General features: G+C 64.5%; 13 protein-coding genes. 9 read left to right on the top strand and 4 right to left on the bottom strand.

Going from position 1 to position 13,892, the window contains the following annotated elements; all coding sequences use genetic code 11:
• The first annotated feature begins 23 nt into the window (after positions 1-23).
• The 7 genes from ACFPWW_RS11545 (at position 24) to ACFPWW_RS11515 (ending at position 8,075) form a co-directional block, all read left to right on the top strand.
• Positions 24-752: an amino acid ABC transporter ATP-binding protein gene (locus ACFPWW_RS11545; protein WP_113414628.1), complete on the top strand. Its 729-nt coding sequence runs from the start codon at positions 24-26 to the stop codon at positions 750-752.
• A gap of 220 nt (positions 753-972) precedes the next feature.
• Positions 973-2,028, top strand: a complete 1,056-nt coding sequence (locus tag ACFPWW_RS11540; RefSeq protein ID WP_377311715.1) for a Gfo/Idh/MocA family protein — start codon at positions 973-975, stop codon at positions 2,026-2,028.
• Complete coding sequence (locus tag ACFPWW_RS11535; protein WP_377311714.1) at positions 2,025-2,852, top strand: shikimate dehydrogenase family protein; 828 nt, start codon at positions 2,025-2,027, stop codon at positions 2,850-2,852. The genes ACFPWW_RS11540 and ACFPWW_RS11535 overlap by 4 nt, the downstream gene beginning before the upstream one ends.
• 355 nt (positions 2,853-3,207) lie before the next feature.
• Entirely contained in the window at positions 3,208-4,005 is a 798-nt protein-coding gene (locus tag ACFPWW_RS11530) for a hypothetical protein (protein ID WP_377311713.1), read from the top strand.
• A gap of 153 nt (positions 4,006-4,158) precedes the next feature.
• Positions 4,159-4,641: a hypothetical protein gene (locus ACFPWW_RS11525; protein ID WP_377311711.1), complete on the top strand. Its 483-nt coding sequence runs from the start codon at positions 4,159-4,161 to the stop codon at positions 4,639-4,641.
• Between the two features lie 955 nt (positions 4,642-5,596).
• Positions 5,597-7,513: an adenylate/guanylate cyclase domain-containing protein gene (locus tag ACFPWW_RS11520; protein WP_377311710.1), complete on the top strand. Its 1,917-nt coding sequence runs from the start codon at positions 5,597-5,599 to the stop codon at positions 7,511-7,513.
• Between the two features lie 184 nt (positions 7,514-7,697).
• The gene (locus ACFPWW_RS11515; RefSeq protein WP_377311708.1) at positions 7,698-8,075 is read left to right on the top strand and encodes a GFA family protein; all 378 of its coding nucleotides are present in this window, start codon (positions 7,698-7,700) and stop codon (positions 8,073-8,075) included.
• 22 nt (positions 8,076-8,097) lie between these two features.
• Here the strand turns inward: ACFPWW_RS11515 and ACFPWW_RS11510 are convergent, their stop codons facing one another.
• Both ACFPWW_RS11510 and ACFPWW_RS11505 read right to left on the bottom strand, forming a co-directional pair.
• Positions 8,098-9,504, bottom strand: a complete 1,407-nt coding sequence (locus ACFPWW_RS11510; RefSeq protein WP_112705969.1) for an adenylate/guanylate cyclase domain-containing protein — start codon at positions 9,502-9,504, stop codon at positions 8,098-8,100.
• 172 nt (positions 9,505-9,676) lie between these two features.
• Positions 9,677-10,120: an SRPBCC family protein gene (locus ACFPWW_RS11505; RefSeq protein ID WP_112705999.1), complete on the bottom strand. Its 444-nt coding sequence runs from the start codon at positions 10,118-10,120 to the stop codon at positions 9,677-9,679.
• A gap of 297 nt (positions 10,121-10,417) precedes the next feature.
• Between ACFPWW_RS11505 and ACFPWW_RS11500 the strand changes: the two genes are divergently transcribed.
• Positions 10,418-11,185: a hypothetical protein gene (locus ACFPWW_RS11500; protein ID WP_377311707.1), complete on the top strand. Its 768-nt coding sequence runs from the start codon at positions 10,418-10,420 to the stop codon at positions 11,183-11,185.
• Between the two features lie 91 nt (positions 11,186-11,276).
• On the opposite strand, the gene ACFPWW_RS11495 is transcribed toward ACFPWW_RS11500, so the two are convergent.
• Positions 11,277-11,717 (bottom strand): helix-turn-helix domain-containing protein, encoded by a 441-nt coding sequence (locus ACFPWW_RS11495; RefSeq protein WP_377311705.1) that lies wholly within the window; start codon positions 11,715-11,717, stop codon positions 11,277-11,279.
• Between the two features lie 69 nt (positions 11,718-11,786).
• On the opposite strand from ACFPWW_RS11495, the gene ACFPWW_RS11490 reads away from it, so the two are divergent.
• Complete coding sequence (locus ACFPWW_RS11490; RefSeq protein WP_377311703.1) at positions 11,787-13,031, top strand: MFS transporter; 1,245 nt, start codon at positions 11,787-11,789, stop codon at positions 13,029-13,031.
• Positions 13,032-13,132: 101 nt separating this feature from the next.
• On the opposite strand, the gene ACFPWW_RS11485 is transcribed toward ACFPWW_RS11490, so the two are convergent.
• Entirely contained in the window at positions 13,133-13,459 is a 327-nt protein-coding gene (locus ACFPWW_RS11485) for a hypothetical protein (RefSeq protein WP_112573487.1), read from the bottom strand.
• Between the last annotated feature and the right edge of the window lie 433 nt (positions 13,460-13,892).

The raw sequence follows: 13,892 nt of genomic DNA, 5'->3' as shown, positions 1-13,892 counted from the left end.
CACCCGCACCCTCCTCCGAAACCATGATCACAATGCGCCATGTGGAAAAATGGTACGGCGCCTTCCAGGCCCTGCACGATATCAATATCGACGTGCGCCGGGGCGAGCGCATCGTGCTCTGCGGCCCTTCGGGCAGCGGAAAATCGACGCTGATCCGCTGCATCAACCACCTGGAAACCTACGAGAAGGGCGAGATCCGCGTCGGCGGCATCCTGCTCGGCAACCAGGCCAGGGCGATCGACGCCATCAGGCGCGAGGTCGGCATGGTCTTCCAGCAGTTCAACCTCTTTCCGCACCTGACCGTGCTGCAAAACTGCATGCTGGCGCCGATGCGGGCGCTGGGCGTGACCAAGGCCGAAGCCGAGGAGCGCGCCCGCACCCTGCTGGCGCGCGTCAAGATCTCCGAACAGGCGGAGAAATATCCGGTGCAGCTTTCCGGCGGCCAGCAGCAGCGCGTGGCGATCGCGCGTGCGCTCTGCATGCGCCCCAAGGTGATGCTCTTCGACGAGCCGACTTCGGCGCTCGATCCGGAAATGGTCAAGGAAGTGCTGGATACGATGATCAGCCTGGCCGAGGAAGGCATGACGATGATCTGCGTGACCCATGAAATGGGCTTCGCCCGCCAGGTCGCCAACCGGGTGATCTTCATGGCAAGCGGGGCGATCGTGGAAGAGGCGGCCCCGGCCGAATTCTTCACCAACCCCCGCCACGAGCGCACCCGCAAGTTCCTCGGCGAGATCCTGCGCCACTAGAGCAATTCCAGCAAAAGTGCGCAGCGGTTTTGTGTCCGGAATTGCGGAGAAAAAAGAGCAATTCCAGCAAAAGTGGGAACCGGTTTTGCGTCCGGAATTGCGAAGAAAAAAGAGCAATTCCAGCAAAAGTGGGAACCGGTTTTGCGTCCGGAATTGCGGAAAAAACAATGAGCTGGAGCATTGAAGGCGATGCTCCGGTCGCCTCAAAGGGAGAAGCTGCATGTCACAACGCCCCCTCGCAATCGTGGTCATGGGCGCCGGGCTGATCGGCAAGCGCCATATCGAAGGCGTGCTGGCCGAGCCGCGCACGGCGCTTGCCGCCGTCATCGACCCCTCGCCCGCCGCGCGCGAGGAAGCGGCAAGGAACGGCCTGCCCTGGTTTGCAAGCCTTGCCGAAGCGCTGGCGGGCGGCGTCATCCCCGATGGCGTCATCATTGCCACGCCCAACCAGCTGCATGTGGCAAACGCGCTGGAGGCGCTGGCGGCCGGCCTGCCGATGCTCATCGAAAAGCCGATCGCCGACGATGCGGCCGCCGCGGCCTCCCTCGTCGCCAGGGCGGAATCGGCGGGCGTGCCCATCCTCACCGGCCACCACCGCCGCCATAACCCGATCGTCGCCGCGGCCAGGCGCCTCGTCGAAAGCGGCCGGCTCGGCCGCATCCGCGCCGTGCATGGCAGCTTCTGGGTCGCCAAGCCCGAGGACTATTTCGAGGCGGCATGGCGGCGCGAACCGGGCGCCGGGCCGATCTTCATCAACCTCATCCACGATGTCGATCTCCTGCGCCATCTGATCGGCGAGGTCGAAAGCGTGCATGCGATGGAAAGCAATGCCGCGCGCGGCCATTCGGTGGAAGACACCGCCACCGTGCTCCTGCGCTTTGCCGGCGGCGCGCTCGCCACGCTCAGCGCATCCGACGCCGTGCCCTCGCCCTGGAGCTGGGAGCGGACCTCGGGCGAAAACCCCGCCTTCCCGCGCGAGGACCAGTTCTGCTACCAGATCGGCGGCACTAAAGGCGCGCTCACCATCCCCGATCTTGCGCTCTGGACCAACGAGACCCGCCCCGACTGGCGCGAGAAACTGACAAGAGAGCGCCTGCCCGTCACGCCGGCCGACCCGCTGACCCTGCAGCTCCAGCACTTCTGCGATGTCGTCGAAGGCACCGCCGCCCCCCTCGTCAGCGGCCGCGAGGGGCTGGCGACGCTCGAGGTGATCGAGGCGATCAAGGCTTCCGCCCGCACGGGAAGGACTATTTTCCTAAAAGGTCAGGCATCATGATTTCCGGCACGACAAAGCTGATCGCCCATCTCGGCTACCCGACGGAGAGCTTCAAGGCGCCGCTGATCTACAACCCCTATTTCGAGGAACAGGGCATCGACGCCGTCGTCATGCCCATGGGCTGCCGGCCGGAAGATTACCCCGCCTTCGTCAAACTGCTCTTCCGCCTGACCAATATCCACGGCGCCCTCGTCACCATGCCGCACAAGATCCCGACCATGCACCTGCTCGACGAGATCTCCACCAACGCCCGCGTCGCCGGCTCCTGCAACGCCATCAAGCTCGGCCCCGACGGCAAATTGATCGGCGACATGTTCGACGGCGAAGGTTTCGTGCGCGGCCTCAAGCGCAAGGGCCAGCAGATCACAGGCGCCAGAGCCCTCATCATCGGCGCCGGCGGCGTCGGCTCGGCAATAGCCGCCTCCCTCGCCGCCGCCGAAATCGCCCACCTCGCCCTCCACGACGACAACAGGGCGGCGTTGGAAGGCCTGAAGGCCCGCCTCAACACCTGGTACCCCGCCACCCCGGTCACATCAGGCTCCAGCGACCCCGAAGGCTTCGACATCGTCATCAACGCCACCCCGCTCGGCATGCGCAAGGACGACCCGCTGCCGGTGGACGTGAACAGGCTCTCGGCCGGAACTTTCGTGGGCGAAGTGGTGATGAAGGAGGAGATCACGCCGTTTCTGGCAGCGGCGCGGGAGAGAGGGTGCCGGTATCAGGTGGGGACGGATATGCTGTTCGAGCAGATACCGGCCTATCTGGAGTTTTTCGGGTTTGCGACGACGACCGCGGAGCATTTGAGAAGGGTGGCACGGTTGTAGTGGGGGTGGGAAAATCGGCGTTGTACGATGTGAGCCTTCGACCAAATCGGACTCTCAAACGAGGTTAGCTAGCAGTGTACGGAAAACTATACCTTTGCGGACAAGCCCCCCTGCCCCTGCCTTATGTCCTTCATGTCACGGTGGGCTGGCAAAGATAAATCGTACGCATTGCTGCGAGAAGGTACGAGGCCCCAGAGCAGCAGAACCCCATGGGGCAAATGGCTGCACGAACGACCTTAAATACCCCCTCAAAAAAATTTCTCGTTTCGCACACCGAGAGCAAAACCAGTGGGGCCGGTAATGAAATTCCAACAGGTTGCCTTGATAATGAGCCTACAATTTATTGAGGCACATAATGGCATCGGCACCGAAGGTAACAGAGAAGCGAAAAAACACTTTTATTAACGCATTGGAGGACGCTGGTGGCACTTCGGGCAACAGCAGTCTCCGCCGGGGGCTAGACTGGACCGAAGAGCTATATTGGGCTGTGCAAGGGCGGCTTATCGAGGAAGGAAGCATCGTTGCCGGAAGGGGCAAAGGGGGCTCTGTAAGGCTTACCGAAGCACAGGCGATCACCTCGGAAATGTTAACTGAGGAGAAGCCAGATCAAGGCATAAGTTCAATTATACGAGAGAGGGACCTGTATCCCGCTTTAAAAACATCCATTGAAACCAAGTGGATAAATCGGTTTGCATTAGATGATGTAATTGTTGATGAAACTCACTCACGGGGTTCAAAAGATACTGGCGGTACATTTACACGGCCTGACATAACGACCGCAGGGATCAGGCGATATGTATACCTTCCTAAGCGCCTAGAAATTGTGACATTTGAAGTAAAAACTTCCGACAGTATTACGATTATGGGCGTATTGGAGGCTATAGCGCACCGTGAAGCCGCACACCGTGCCTATGTTATTTATGCTGCATCCAGAACTGACTTCGAAGAAGCAATCGAAGCTGAAAGAATTATCGAACTAGCCCAGAAATACGGTGTTGGCATCGTGTTGGCTGAACTACCGGAGGCAGTTGAAAGCTGGGAAATCCTTATCGACGCGATACGGCATGAACCCGATCCCGCAAGGCTGGATAGGTTTTTGAATGACCTACCAAACGCCGATATGAAAAAACAACTCTCCAAATGGAAAGAATGAATGGACCAATGAGGGCCTAGAGATCATCTGCGATCACATCAGAGACCGGGCCTCAGTGAAGTTGCGCCGACGAGGAGCAACAATAACCGGCCACCCAGTTGACTTACTGATGTATACGGGCATTGTGCTCGCGTTAAGGTTGGGAATCCGTTTATGTTTAAAATAACTGGTGCGGTAGCGGCTTTCGCCGTGCTGTTGAGTTCCTGCGTGCAGTCGAGCACTATGCGCGTGTCCAAGAACCAAATGATAATTCAGACCAGCGCAGAGCCGATGTGCGGCAGCGTGGGGGCAGCGAAGGCGGCGCAGAAGCAGGCTGCAGTCGAGACTATCAAGGCGGGCTATGATCGTTACATCATCACGTCTGCGGCGGCTTCAAGCAGCGTAACGGCAACTCAGATGCCAGGACATTACAACACCTACGGCACTATAAACTCCTACGGTGGCTATGGCACGGTGAATGCGACGACAACCTATACGCCCGGCCCGATCATATATGGAGGCTCACATGACCAGTCTATTGGCGTCGTGATGTTCAAGGACGGCGAGCCTGGCAGCAACCAAGCAGTATCCGCTCGCGAAGTGCTAGGCCCCAAATGGGCCGTGATTGTCAAGGATGGCGTAAACCTCTGCAACTAACGGCACCTACATCACCGGCCGGCGGTCCGGCCGCCGGCCTGTTGCCGCGCCGCCGCTTTTGCCGATCCGGACCGGCCCTGCCGCAGCGCCGCCCGCCCCGCGCCGCGCCCCTTCCGCCTTAAGGCGTAGCCCGTTTGGCGCCTAACCCTTTTGGATGAATTGCGAATCGGCCTCGACGCGACGAAAGTAGCTATGCGGCGGTAGTAGGATTATCAGGACCGAAACCGATGCGGGGGGCTTGCCGAGTATTGAGTGGGAGCCCCTCAATTCCCTGTGGCCTGATCTCCGCCACCGCCGGCCGCCGCTTCCCGATCCGCATCCGTCCGTCTGCCATCAAGGCCGCAGGCAGCTTCGCCGCGCCGGGCGGCGTCTATCCCTGTCCAATCTTCATCCGGGGTGCGGGTGCGGAACGCGGGCGGGCGGCAGCGGCCGCGAGGGCCGGGATTTCAGGTCAGCTATGAGGGCTCGCCACACAATACCAATCGCGAGCCCTGATATCTGCTCAGTCCGCCAGAACGCGTAAGGCGCGTGAAATAAACATGAATAGCGGCAAAAGTCGCGTGAAAAGTGTGTGACACAGACTTGCCGGGCCGTGACGGCGCCTTTGCGGGAAAGGGCAAGAAGCCGCCGAGGGGTGCCGGCGGTTTCCTTGGAGAAAGGTGAAAAGGGCGCGCCGGATCAGGGTCGGCCACCCCTTTCGTGCCGGGGTTCGACGCCCGGCGGCGATCAATGTAACAGACCCCGCCCCCGCTTCCATCGGACCAAGGTCCGATGCCCGCCATTTGCGGCGGGAAAGGCCGGTTCGGGCCGCTCGCCGTGGCGCCAGGGCGCGCCTTTGGGCGCGCAAAGGGGTGCCGCCCGGAGGGCGTACTCCCATCGGCGGCTTGTCTAACCCGGCAAAAAGCGGTTAGCTGGCCTCGCTGCTGGCACATGTCCGCATTTCGGGGGGAATGTCGTGCGCTGGTCCAAACCTTTAAGGCTGCATCTCGGCGTTCTGGTCGTGGCGTCGCTGCTGTGCACCTCCATGCCGATCATCTGGCTGGCCTTCAGCCGCGGCAGCGAGGCCGCCGTCAGCGCCGGCATGTTGCAGATGCGCGAGATGAGCCTGCGGCTGATCGAGGGCTACCGCAACACGCTGCAGGGCGGCACCGAGGCGGTGACGCTGGCCGCCACCCTGCCGCAGCTCGCCTCCCCGCCGCCGCAGGACATGGACGCGAAGCTGGAATTCTTCCTGGAAGCGCTGCGCAACCTGCCCGCCGCCACCAGCATCTATACCGGCTATCCCGACGGCGCCTACCTGCAGGTCATCAACACGCAGCGCCGCGACGTGCGCCGCATCCTCGCCGCCCCCGACGGCGCGGCCTTCGCCATCCGCACCATCGCCGCCCGCCACGGCCCCGCCCCGGTTTCGACGCTGCGTTTCCTCGACGCCGCGGCAAGGCCGATCGAGGAGCGCAGCGTCGAATCCGCCTTCGATCCGCGCGAGCGGCCCTGGTACCGGCAGACCGTGCAGCATGGCGGCCTGCTCTCCGTCGGCCCCTATATTGCCGGAACGCTGCAGCTGCCGACGCTGACCATCGCCGCGCCGCTGCGCGAGGACGCCGCCGTCGTCGTCGGCCTCAACATCCACCTGCTCACCGTCAGCCAGCTCCTCAACGCGCGGGCGATCTCGCCGCGGGCGCGCGCCTATATCGTCGACGACAACGACGACCTGATCGTGCATTCCGACCCGGCCACCATGCAGCGCCTGCTCGCCATCTGGGCCAAGAGCGCCGAGGCGGGCGCCGTCGCGGTCGACACCACCACCGACGGGTTCGACACGAGCCTGGAAACGGTGGCACGGCTGCGCCGCGACCCGGCCTTCATAAACGGCGGCGTAGCGCGCGTCGAAATCGACGGCGAGCGCCAGCTGGTGCAGGTCGCCCCCGTCGGCGTCTCCGGCCTGTTCGGCGACAGCGTGGCGGCCATCGTCGTGCCGCTGGAAGACCTGGTGGCGGAGGCCGACCGGCTGCTGCTGCACAACCTCTTGATCGCCGCCGCCTTCCTGGCCGCGGGCCTGGCCGCCTCCGTGCTCCTGTCGCGCCGGGTCAGCCGCTCCCTCTACCGGCTGGCCGACGAGGCGCGCAGGATCGGCGATCTCGACGTCAGCGAAAAGCCCGTCTCGCACTCCCTGATTACCGAGATCAACACGCTGGCGACCGCCCTTGCCGCCAGCCGCCACGCCATCAGCCAGTTCGCGCTCTACGTGCCGCGCGAAGTGGTGCGCCGCATCGTCAATCCCGAAGGGCGCGCGATCGTCAGGGCCTCGCGCCGCGACGTGACGGCGCTTTTCACCGATATCCGCGATTTCACCACATTCTCCGAGCGCAATTCGCCTGAAGACGTGGTCGATACGCTCTCGGCCTATTTCGAAATCCTCAACACGATTGCCGAGCGCCACGGCGGCACGGTGGTGCAATATCTCGGCGATTCCATCTTCGTCATGTGGAACGCCCCGGTGGAGGATGAGAGGCACGCCGAAAACGGCTGCCGCTGCGCGCTCGCCATGAAGGCGGCGGTCGACGCGCTGAACGCGCAAAACGCGCGCACCGGCCGCCCCGCCCTCTTCACCCGCTTCGGCCTGCACACCGGCCCCGCCGTCGTCGGCAGCTTCGGCGCGATCTCGCGCCAGCAATATACGGCGATGGGCGACACGATCAACGTCGCCTCCCGGCTGGAAGGGCTGAACAAGCAGTTCGGCACCACGATCCTCGCAAGCGCGGCCATCCGCGCGGCGGTGGGAAACCGCTTCGCCTTCCGCCCGCTCGGGCTGGTGCAGGTCAAGGGCCGCGCCGAGAAGGTGGATATCTGGGAGCTGGCCGGGGAGAGCTAGAGCAAGGCGCGATCACTTCCCTTTGCGCAAAAGGTTGCGGCTGGCATCCCCATCGAATTGGAAAGAAAACTTGAACTTCGTCACCTCGGGAAACGTGACGCCAGGCGGCCCGGCCCTGGCATGATCGCGCCCGGTCGATTATCCTGCCTTGCGAATTGGCGAGGCTTTCCACGGGAGGGACACGATGCAGCGCCTGGCGAGATGCTGTTGCGGCAGGCTGTCGGCCACGGCCGGCGGATCGCCGCTGAAAATATCGGCCTGCCATTGCCGGTCGTGCCAGCGCCGCACCGGCTCCGCCTTCGGCGTTGCCGTCTTTTACGCCGCGTCCGATGTCGCGGTCTCGGGCGAGGCCAGCACCTATGTCAGAACGGGAGACAGCGGCAAGGAGCTGACCTTCCATTTCTGCCCGTCCTGCGGCTCGACCGTTTACTGGCAGCCGCAATTCCGGCCGGGGCTGGTGGCGATCGCGCTCGGCTGTTTCGAGGAGAGTTCCGATCTCGTGCCCAGCCAGAGCGTCTACGGCGACAACGCCCATTCCTGGCTCGACCTGCGCTTCGGCTGACCGCCAGCCGCTGCCGGCCGCCTCACGACAGCGCGAAAATCCGCACTTCCCGGCTGATGCCCTGCAGCTCCTCCATGCGCGAGACCTGGCTGATGCCGCCCTGCCGCAGCATGTCGGACACCTGCTCGTTGCCGACGACGGCCTCCGTCGTCAGGATCACCTGCGGCTCGGCAAGGCCCTGCACGCGCGAGGCGATGTTGACGGTCTGGCCGAAATAGTCCTGCCGGTCGTTCATGCTGACGGCAAGGCACGGCCCCTCGTGGATGCCGATCTTCAGGAGCAGGTCCTCGCTGCCGCGTTCGGCGTTCAGCCGCAGCATCGCCTCGCGCATCCGCAGCGCCGCCGCCACCGCCCGGTCCGGGCTCGGAAAGGTCGCCATCACCGCGTCGCCGATGGTCTTGACCACGGCGCCCGCCTCCGACGCCACGATTTCGTTCAGCACCCGGAAATGCGTGCGCACCAGGTCGAAGGCGGCAAGGTCGCCGACGCGCTCGTAAAGCGCCGTCGAGCCGCGCAGGTCGGTGAAGAGGAAGGTCAGGCTGGTGATCTTCAGCCGCTGGTCCACGTCCAGCGTATCGGTGCGGTAGATATCGCGAAAGCTCTGGTTGGTGAGCAGCCGCTTGGCCGTCAGGAACGGCCGCCTGTGGCCGAGAATGTCGTGCAGCTCGTCGCCGGCGATGCAGACATTGGGCAGCACGCGCCGGTCGGTATGGTTTTCCAGCGTCAGCCGCAGCGAGCCGGGGCGCAGCACCAGCGTTTCGTTCGGCGAATGGCCGTGGCTGATGACCATCGACAGCGCCTGACGCTCGCCCGTCGGCTCGCCCTGCACGTCGATGAACTGCGCCGAATGCGTCACCGCATCGAAGATGATGACGAATTGCGGCGGCAGCTGCAGCGAAACGAAGGCCCGCTCGCCGGGATCGAGCTCGACCATTTCGAGCAGGATGCGCGAAAACCGCTCCTCGAGGTCGTCGGGCAGGTCGACGCCGGAGGAAAAGAAGATCTGCCGGTAATATTCGAGCGCCGGCAGCCGGTCCGGCTCGTGGGCGGCGATCCTGCGCACACGCGGGCTGACGGTGAACGTCACCTCCACCATCTCGTCGAGCGTCGGCTCGTAGCCGGCCGCGCAGAGCGCGCAATGATAGGCCTCCCGGTCGACCATTTTCAGCGTCGCGCCCGTATCGAGCACGCCGCCGCAGCCGGGGCAGAGCACGTTCCAGGTCATCTCGAAGGCGCCGATGCGGGCGGCATGAAGGAAGGCGGCAATCACCTTCTCCTCGTCGAGACGGTGGGCGGCCGCAAAAGCGAGCGCGTTGATGCGGTTGAGCTCGCGGTCGCCGCCGTGCCGCACGACATGTTCGATCCGCTCGGCCGTCTCAGGGTCGGCCGCCTGCCGCAGGGCCGCAAAAAGCCCCTCCACTTCGCTCATCCCGCAAGCCTCCGCACGCGCCCCACGGCCGATATTGCCGGGCGGAGGGCGATTATATCACGGAACGGAAATATGGGTATTGCCGGCGGCGCCACTCACGAACGGCCGCCGGCGATTGCAGCCGGCAGCGGCGCGGCCGGGCGGGTGGCCTGAGCCGCCCGCCGCCCGCCGCTCATTGCCGGATATCGGGCTCGACCAGCCGCGCCAGGTTGCGCAGCGATTCCTGCCAGCCGAGATAGCAGGCCTCCGGCGGGATGAGATCGGGAATGCCGGCCTGCACGATATTGATTTCGGTGCCGACGGAAACCCTGGTCAGGGTGACGGTCACGTCCATCTGGCCCGGCAGGTTGGCGTCGTCGAACCTGTCGGTGTAACGCAGCCTCTCGCCCGGCACGAGTTCCAGATACTCGCCGCCGAAGGAATGGCTGTGGCCGGTCGTGAAATTGCGGAACGACATCCGGTGCGTGCCGCCGACGGCGGGCTCCAGATGGTGCACCGTGCAGGCAAAGCCGTTCGGCGGCAGCCATTTGGCCACGGCATCGGCCTCCAGGAAGGCGCGGTAGACCTTGTCCGGCGTGGTTGCCAGGACGCGGTGCAGTCTGATTGTGCTCGGCATGACGATCCTCCTTCGGATTGGGCTTCGGCAATACAGAAAAGACGAAGCGGCCTTCGCCGATCCGACAGTGCGAGGGAATTTTTTTTGGTCCCCCCCTCGCCCATGCGGCGGGCCGCCACGTCGACGATCCTGTCCACAGCAATATTTCGTCCGGCAACATTGCGCGTGTAGCAACGACAGAAATGCACGTTATGCTCGCCGGATTACATCTTATGGGCGCGGGGGAAATAAATGAAACATCGATACATATACTGCGCGGCAGTCTTGCTTCTGTCCGGATGCACGACATTGCCCGCCATGCCTGACGGGGACGATGCCCAAAGCATTATCCAGCTGGCGGATATCGTTCAGTGCGAAATCCTGACGACCTTCAAGCAGGCGAAAGAGAAAACGAAGCTGGATTTCAGCAAGTGGGGGGCAACCTACGTCATCACCCAGAATACGACCGAGACAGACAACGCTCACGTCGATCCGCTGACATGGCTGGCGCCGGCAGGCGTTACCAAGCTTCTCTACGCCTCCGACGCAAAACGCGAGCGGGAGGCTTACCGGAACGGCAAGGTGGAATATAGCGTGCCGGTCGTCGACGATAAATCGCAAGCCTGCGAAAGGGTCGGCAGCTACAAGAACATAAGGGTCGAGCCCAGGGATTTCAGGCTGAGCGAATGGGTAGAAAGAATTTCCCACGGGGAAAATTACGGCCGGATCGACAAGTTCAGCTACTCGGTTCGCGTGCAGGTGACGACGAAACTCGGTGTCGGGTCCGAATTCGAGGATGGCAAATGGACCGCGATCGGCGCGGTTTCCCGCAACAGGGAAACCGTCAAGACAGTGGACTTCGCCTTCGCGCAGAGGCTGGAAGAAAAACCGGTCGAGGTGGTGATCGTCGATGTGAAAACGCCCCGGCAACTGGAAACGATCGTTCCGGGGCAAGGCCCGGCCACGGGGCCGGCAGAACAGAAAGGCCCCTCCCCGGTTCCGCAATCGATCATCAGGCAGAACCAGCAGAGCATTCAGGGCCTGCAGCTCGACCGGGTCTCCCCAACCGGGCGGCTGGACAGGTAGCGGATACTCCCCGGCCTGCCAGGCGCGCGTTTGCGCGCCTGCCTTGCCGCCCCTTCGCTGCGCCGCCCCGCCCGTGCGGCGGGCCTCGCCGCTACACGCCGCCGCCGCGCCTGGCCGCCTGCCCGCCCTTGCCGGCGCCCGCCCGCTTGCCCGCCACGTCGAGCAGCCGGCGGAAGGTCGGGCATTCCAGGTGCGAGGGGGCCGGGCATTCGGCGACGTGGCGCAGCGTGTCGCTGAGCGCGCTCAGTTCGCGGATCTGGCGGTCGATCTCGTCGGCCTTGCGGTGCAGCACGGCGCGCGGCAGGTCCGGGGCGCCGTTCGTGCCGAACATGCCCGCGATCTCCTCCAGCGAAAAACCGGCCGTCTTGCCCATCGCAATCAGCTTCAGCTGCAGAAGCACGTCCGGCGAGAACTGCCGGCGCAGCCCGTGGCGGAAGACGGAGGCGATGAGCCCGATCTCCTCGTAATAGCGCAGGGCCGAGGGCTTGATTCCGCTTCGCGCCGAGACTTCTCCAATATCCAGAAATTTCATGCTTGACCTCAAGTCGGCTTGAATTCGTAGCCTGCTCCCGCAAGCCAATTCAAGCAAGAGGAAATTCATATGGAACAGATGGAAGATAGGCCGGCAGGGACAGGAAGGAGGCGCGGCGCCACGCTGACGCTGTCGCTTTCCATGCTGCTCGCCTCGCTCGGCACCAGCATCGCCAACATCGCCCTGCCCCGGCTGGCAGAGGATTTTTCCGCGCCTTTCGCCAGGGTGCAGGGCGTCGTCGTCGCCTATCTCGCCGCACTCACGGTCTGCGTCGTGCTGGCCGGCCGGCTCGGCGATCTCTACGGGCTGAAGCGCATGCAGCTTTCGGGCCTTGCCCTTTTTGCCGCCGCCTCGCTGCTTTCGGCCCTCGCCCCGGACCTGACGCTGCTGATGGCGGCGCGCGCCGCGCAAGGGGCGGGCGCCGCCTTCCTGATGACGATCTCGATGGCGCTGATGCGCGAGACCGCAGGCGAGGCGCAGATCGGCCGCGCCATGGGCCTGCTCGGCACCGTCTCCGCGCTCGGCACGGCGCTCGGCCCCTCGCTCGGCGGCGCGCTGATCCCGCTTGCCGGCTGGCGCGGCATCTTCTGGGTGCAGGTGCCGCTTGCCCTTGCGGCGCTGGCGCTCGCCTTCGCCACGCTGCCGGCCGACGGCGCCAGAGGGGCAAGGCGCGGCGCGAACCTGCTGGCCGTGCTGGAACGGCGCCTCCTGCCGAACCTGCTCGTCAATATCGTGGTTGCCGCCGTGATGATGACGACGCTGGTGGTCGGCCCCTTCTATCTCGGCCTGGCGCTCGGGCTGACGCCCGCCTGGGTCGGCCTCGTCATGTCGGTCGGCCCGGTGATCTCCATCCTCGGCGGCGTTCCCTCCGGCCGGCTGGTCGACGGCTGGGGAGCCGCCCGCGTGCTCTCTCTCGGCCTTGCCCTGCTGGCGGCCGGCGCCTTCCTGCTGGCGGTCCTGCCGGGGTTTGCGGGCGTTGCCGGCTATGTCGCCGCCATTGCCGTGCTCACCCCCGGCTACCAGCTCTTCCAGGCGGCCAACAACACGGCCGCCCTTGCCGACGTGGCGAAGGACCGGCGCGGCCTCGCCTCCGGCCTGCTCGGCCTGTCGCGCAATATCGGGCTGATCGCCGGCGCCTCGCTGATGGGCGCCGTCTTCGCCGCCGGCGTCGGCACGCAGGATTTCGCCCATGCCGAGGCGGCCGCGATCACCGCCGGGATGCGCGCGACCTTCCTGCTTGCCGCCGCCATGACGGCCGCGGCAATGGCGCTGGTTTTTGCCGGCCGCTTCGAACGCGCCCCGGGCAAGGCGTGACATCCCTGCTCTGCGTGCGGGGCCGCCCGGCCCCGCCCTCGGCTCGCCCTCGGCTCGCCCCCGGTTCGCCCCCGGTTCGCCCCCGGTGCGCGCAGGGCCGCTCAGGCGAATACGGTGATGCAGACGGCCATCCAGATCAGCGCCGTCCCCAGCGCCATCGCCCGCCGGGCAACGGCAACCTTGTCCGCCTCTTCCTCCGAAACGGGTGTCGTCACGATCCAGGGCACGCAGCCGAGAGAGGCAAATCCGACGATGGCGATGGCCATCACAAGATAATCGACGGCGCGCCAGCTGCCCTGTTCATACACGCCCCAATAGCCCAGAAAGGCCATTCCCACCGCAAACATGGTGGCGGAGGCGGAGCACAGGCCCGTGACGGACCCGGTCGGTGCGCGCAAGCTGCTTTTTTCACGTATCTGCGAGGTCATGACGCAACATCCGCGATCGTTGGCTGTCTGCCTGCAACTATGTCAGCAATCGGGCGCGGCGTGAAGCGCCGGCAATGGCGTGACGCCTTGGCGTGACGGAATGGAGAGGTCGGCGCCGGGAGCCCCCTCATCCGCCCTTCGGGCACCTTCTCCCCGCTGGGGGAGAAGGGGAGTCCGGGGCACTCCTTGCGAGAGAACAAGACGTTGCGATTGGGGCAGGACGCTGCGGCGACTCCCCTTCTCCCCTGGGGGGTCCGAAGGACGGGTTGAGACCCGTGGCTCAACCCCGGTCAGGTGGCCCGAAGGGCGGATGAGCGACTATCTGATGTGTCAAGTTGCATATTGGAATTCCTTTCGCGCATCTCGTGCTTTTGCGTTGAGAATGACGAGGAGCTTTCTGGCGAGCGCGATGCGAATGACCATTTTCGCTTTG

Origin of the sequence: Rhizobium sp. GCM10022189 (assembly GCF_042656325.1) — a bacterium.
In the GTDB taxonomy this organism is placed as follows: Bacteria; Pseudomonadota; Alphaproteobacteria; order Rhizobiales; family Rhizobiaceae; genus Rhizobium.
Note: the sequence above shows the minus strand (reverse complement) of the source record. Positions and strands in the feature narration are given on the sequence as shown.

Excerpts from the sequence above, each read along its gene's own strand:
- ACFPWW_RS11545 (WP_113414628.1), top strand. The coding sequence starts at position 24 with ATGATCACAATGCGCCATGTGGAAAAATGGTACGGCGCCTTCCAGGCC.
- ACFPWW_RS11540 (WP_377311715.1), top strand. The coding sequence starts at position 973 with ATGTCACAACGCCCCCTCGCAATCGTGGTCATGGGCGCCGGGCTGATC.
- ACFPWW_RS11535 (WP_377311714.1), top strand. The coding sequence starts at position 2,025 with ATGATTTCCGGCACGACAAAGCTGATCGCCCATCTCGGCTACCCGACG.
- ACFPWW_RS11530 (WP_377311713.1), top strand. The coding sequence starts at position 3,208 with ATGGCATCGGCACCGAAGGTAACAGAGAAGCGAAAAAACACTTTTATT.
- ACFPWW_RS11525 (WP_377311711.1), top strand. The coding sequence starts at position 4,159 with ATGTTTAAAATAACTGGTGCGGTAGCGGCTTTCGCCGTGCTGTTGAGT.
- ACFPWW_RS11515 (WP_377311708.1), top strand. The coding sequence starts at position 7,698 with ATGCAGCGCCTGGCGAGATGCTGTTGCGGCAGGCTGTCGGCCACGGCC.
- ACFPWW_RS11510 (WP_112705969.1), bottom strand. The coding sequence starts at position 9,504 with ATGAGCGAAGTGGAGGGGCTTTTTGCGGCCCTGCGGCAGGCGGCCGAC.
- ACFPWW_RS11505 (WP_112705999.1), bottom strand. The coding sequence starts at position 10,120 with ATGCCGAGCACAATCAGACTGCACCGCGTCCTGGCAACCACGCCGGAC.
- ACFPWW_RS11500 (WP_377311707.1), top strand. The coding sequence starts at position 10,418 with ATGCCTGACGGGGACGATGCCCAAAGCATTATCCAGCTGGCGGATATC.
- ACFPWW_RS11495 (WP_377311705.1), bottom strand. The coding sequence starts at position 11,717 with ATGAAATTTCTGGATATTGGAGAAGTCTCGGCGCGAAGCGGAATCAAG.
- ACFPWW_RS11490 (WP_377311703.1), top strand. The coding sequence starts at position 11,787 with ATGGAACAGATGGAAGATAGGCCGGCAGGGACAGGAAGGAGGCGCGGC.
- ACFPWW_RS11485 (WP_112573487.1), bottom strand. The coding sequence starts at position 13,459 with ATGACCTCGCAGATACGTGAAAAAAGCAGCTTGCGCGCACCGACCGGG.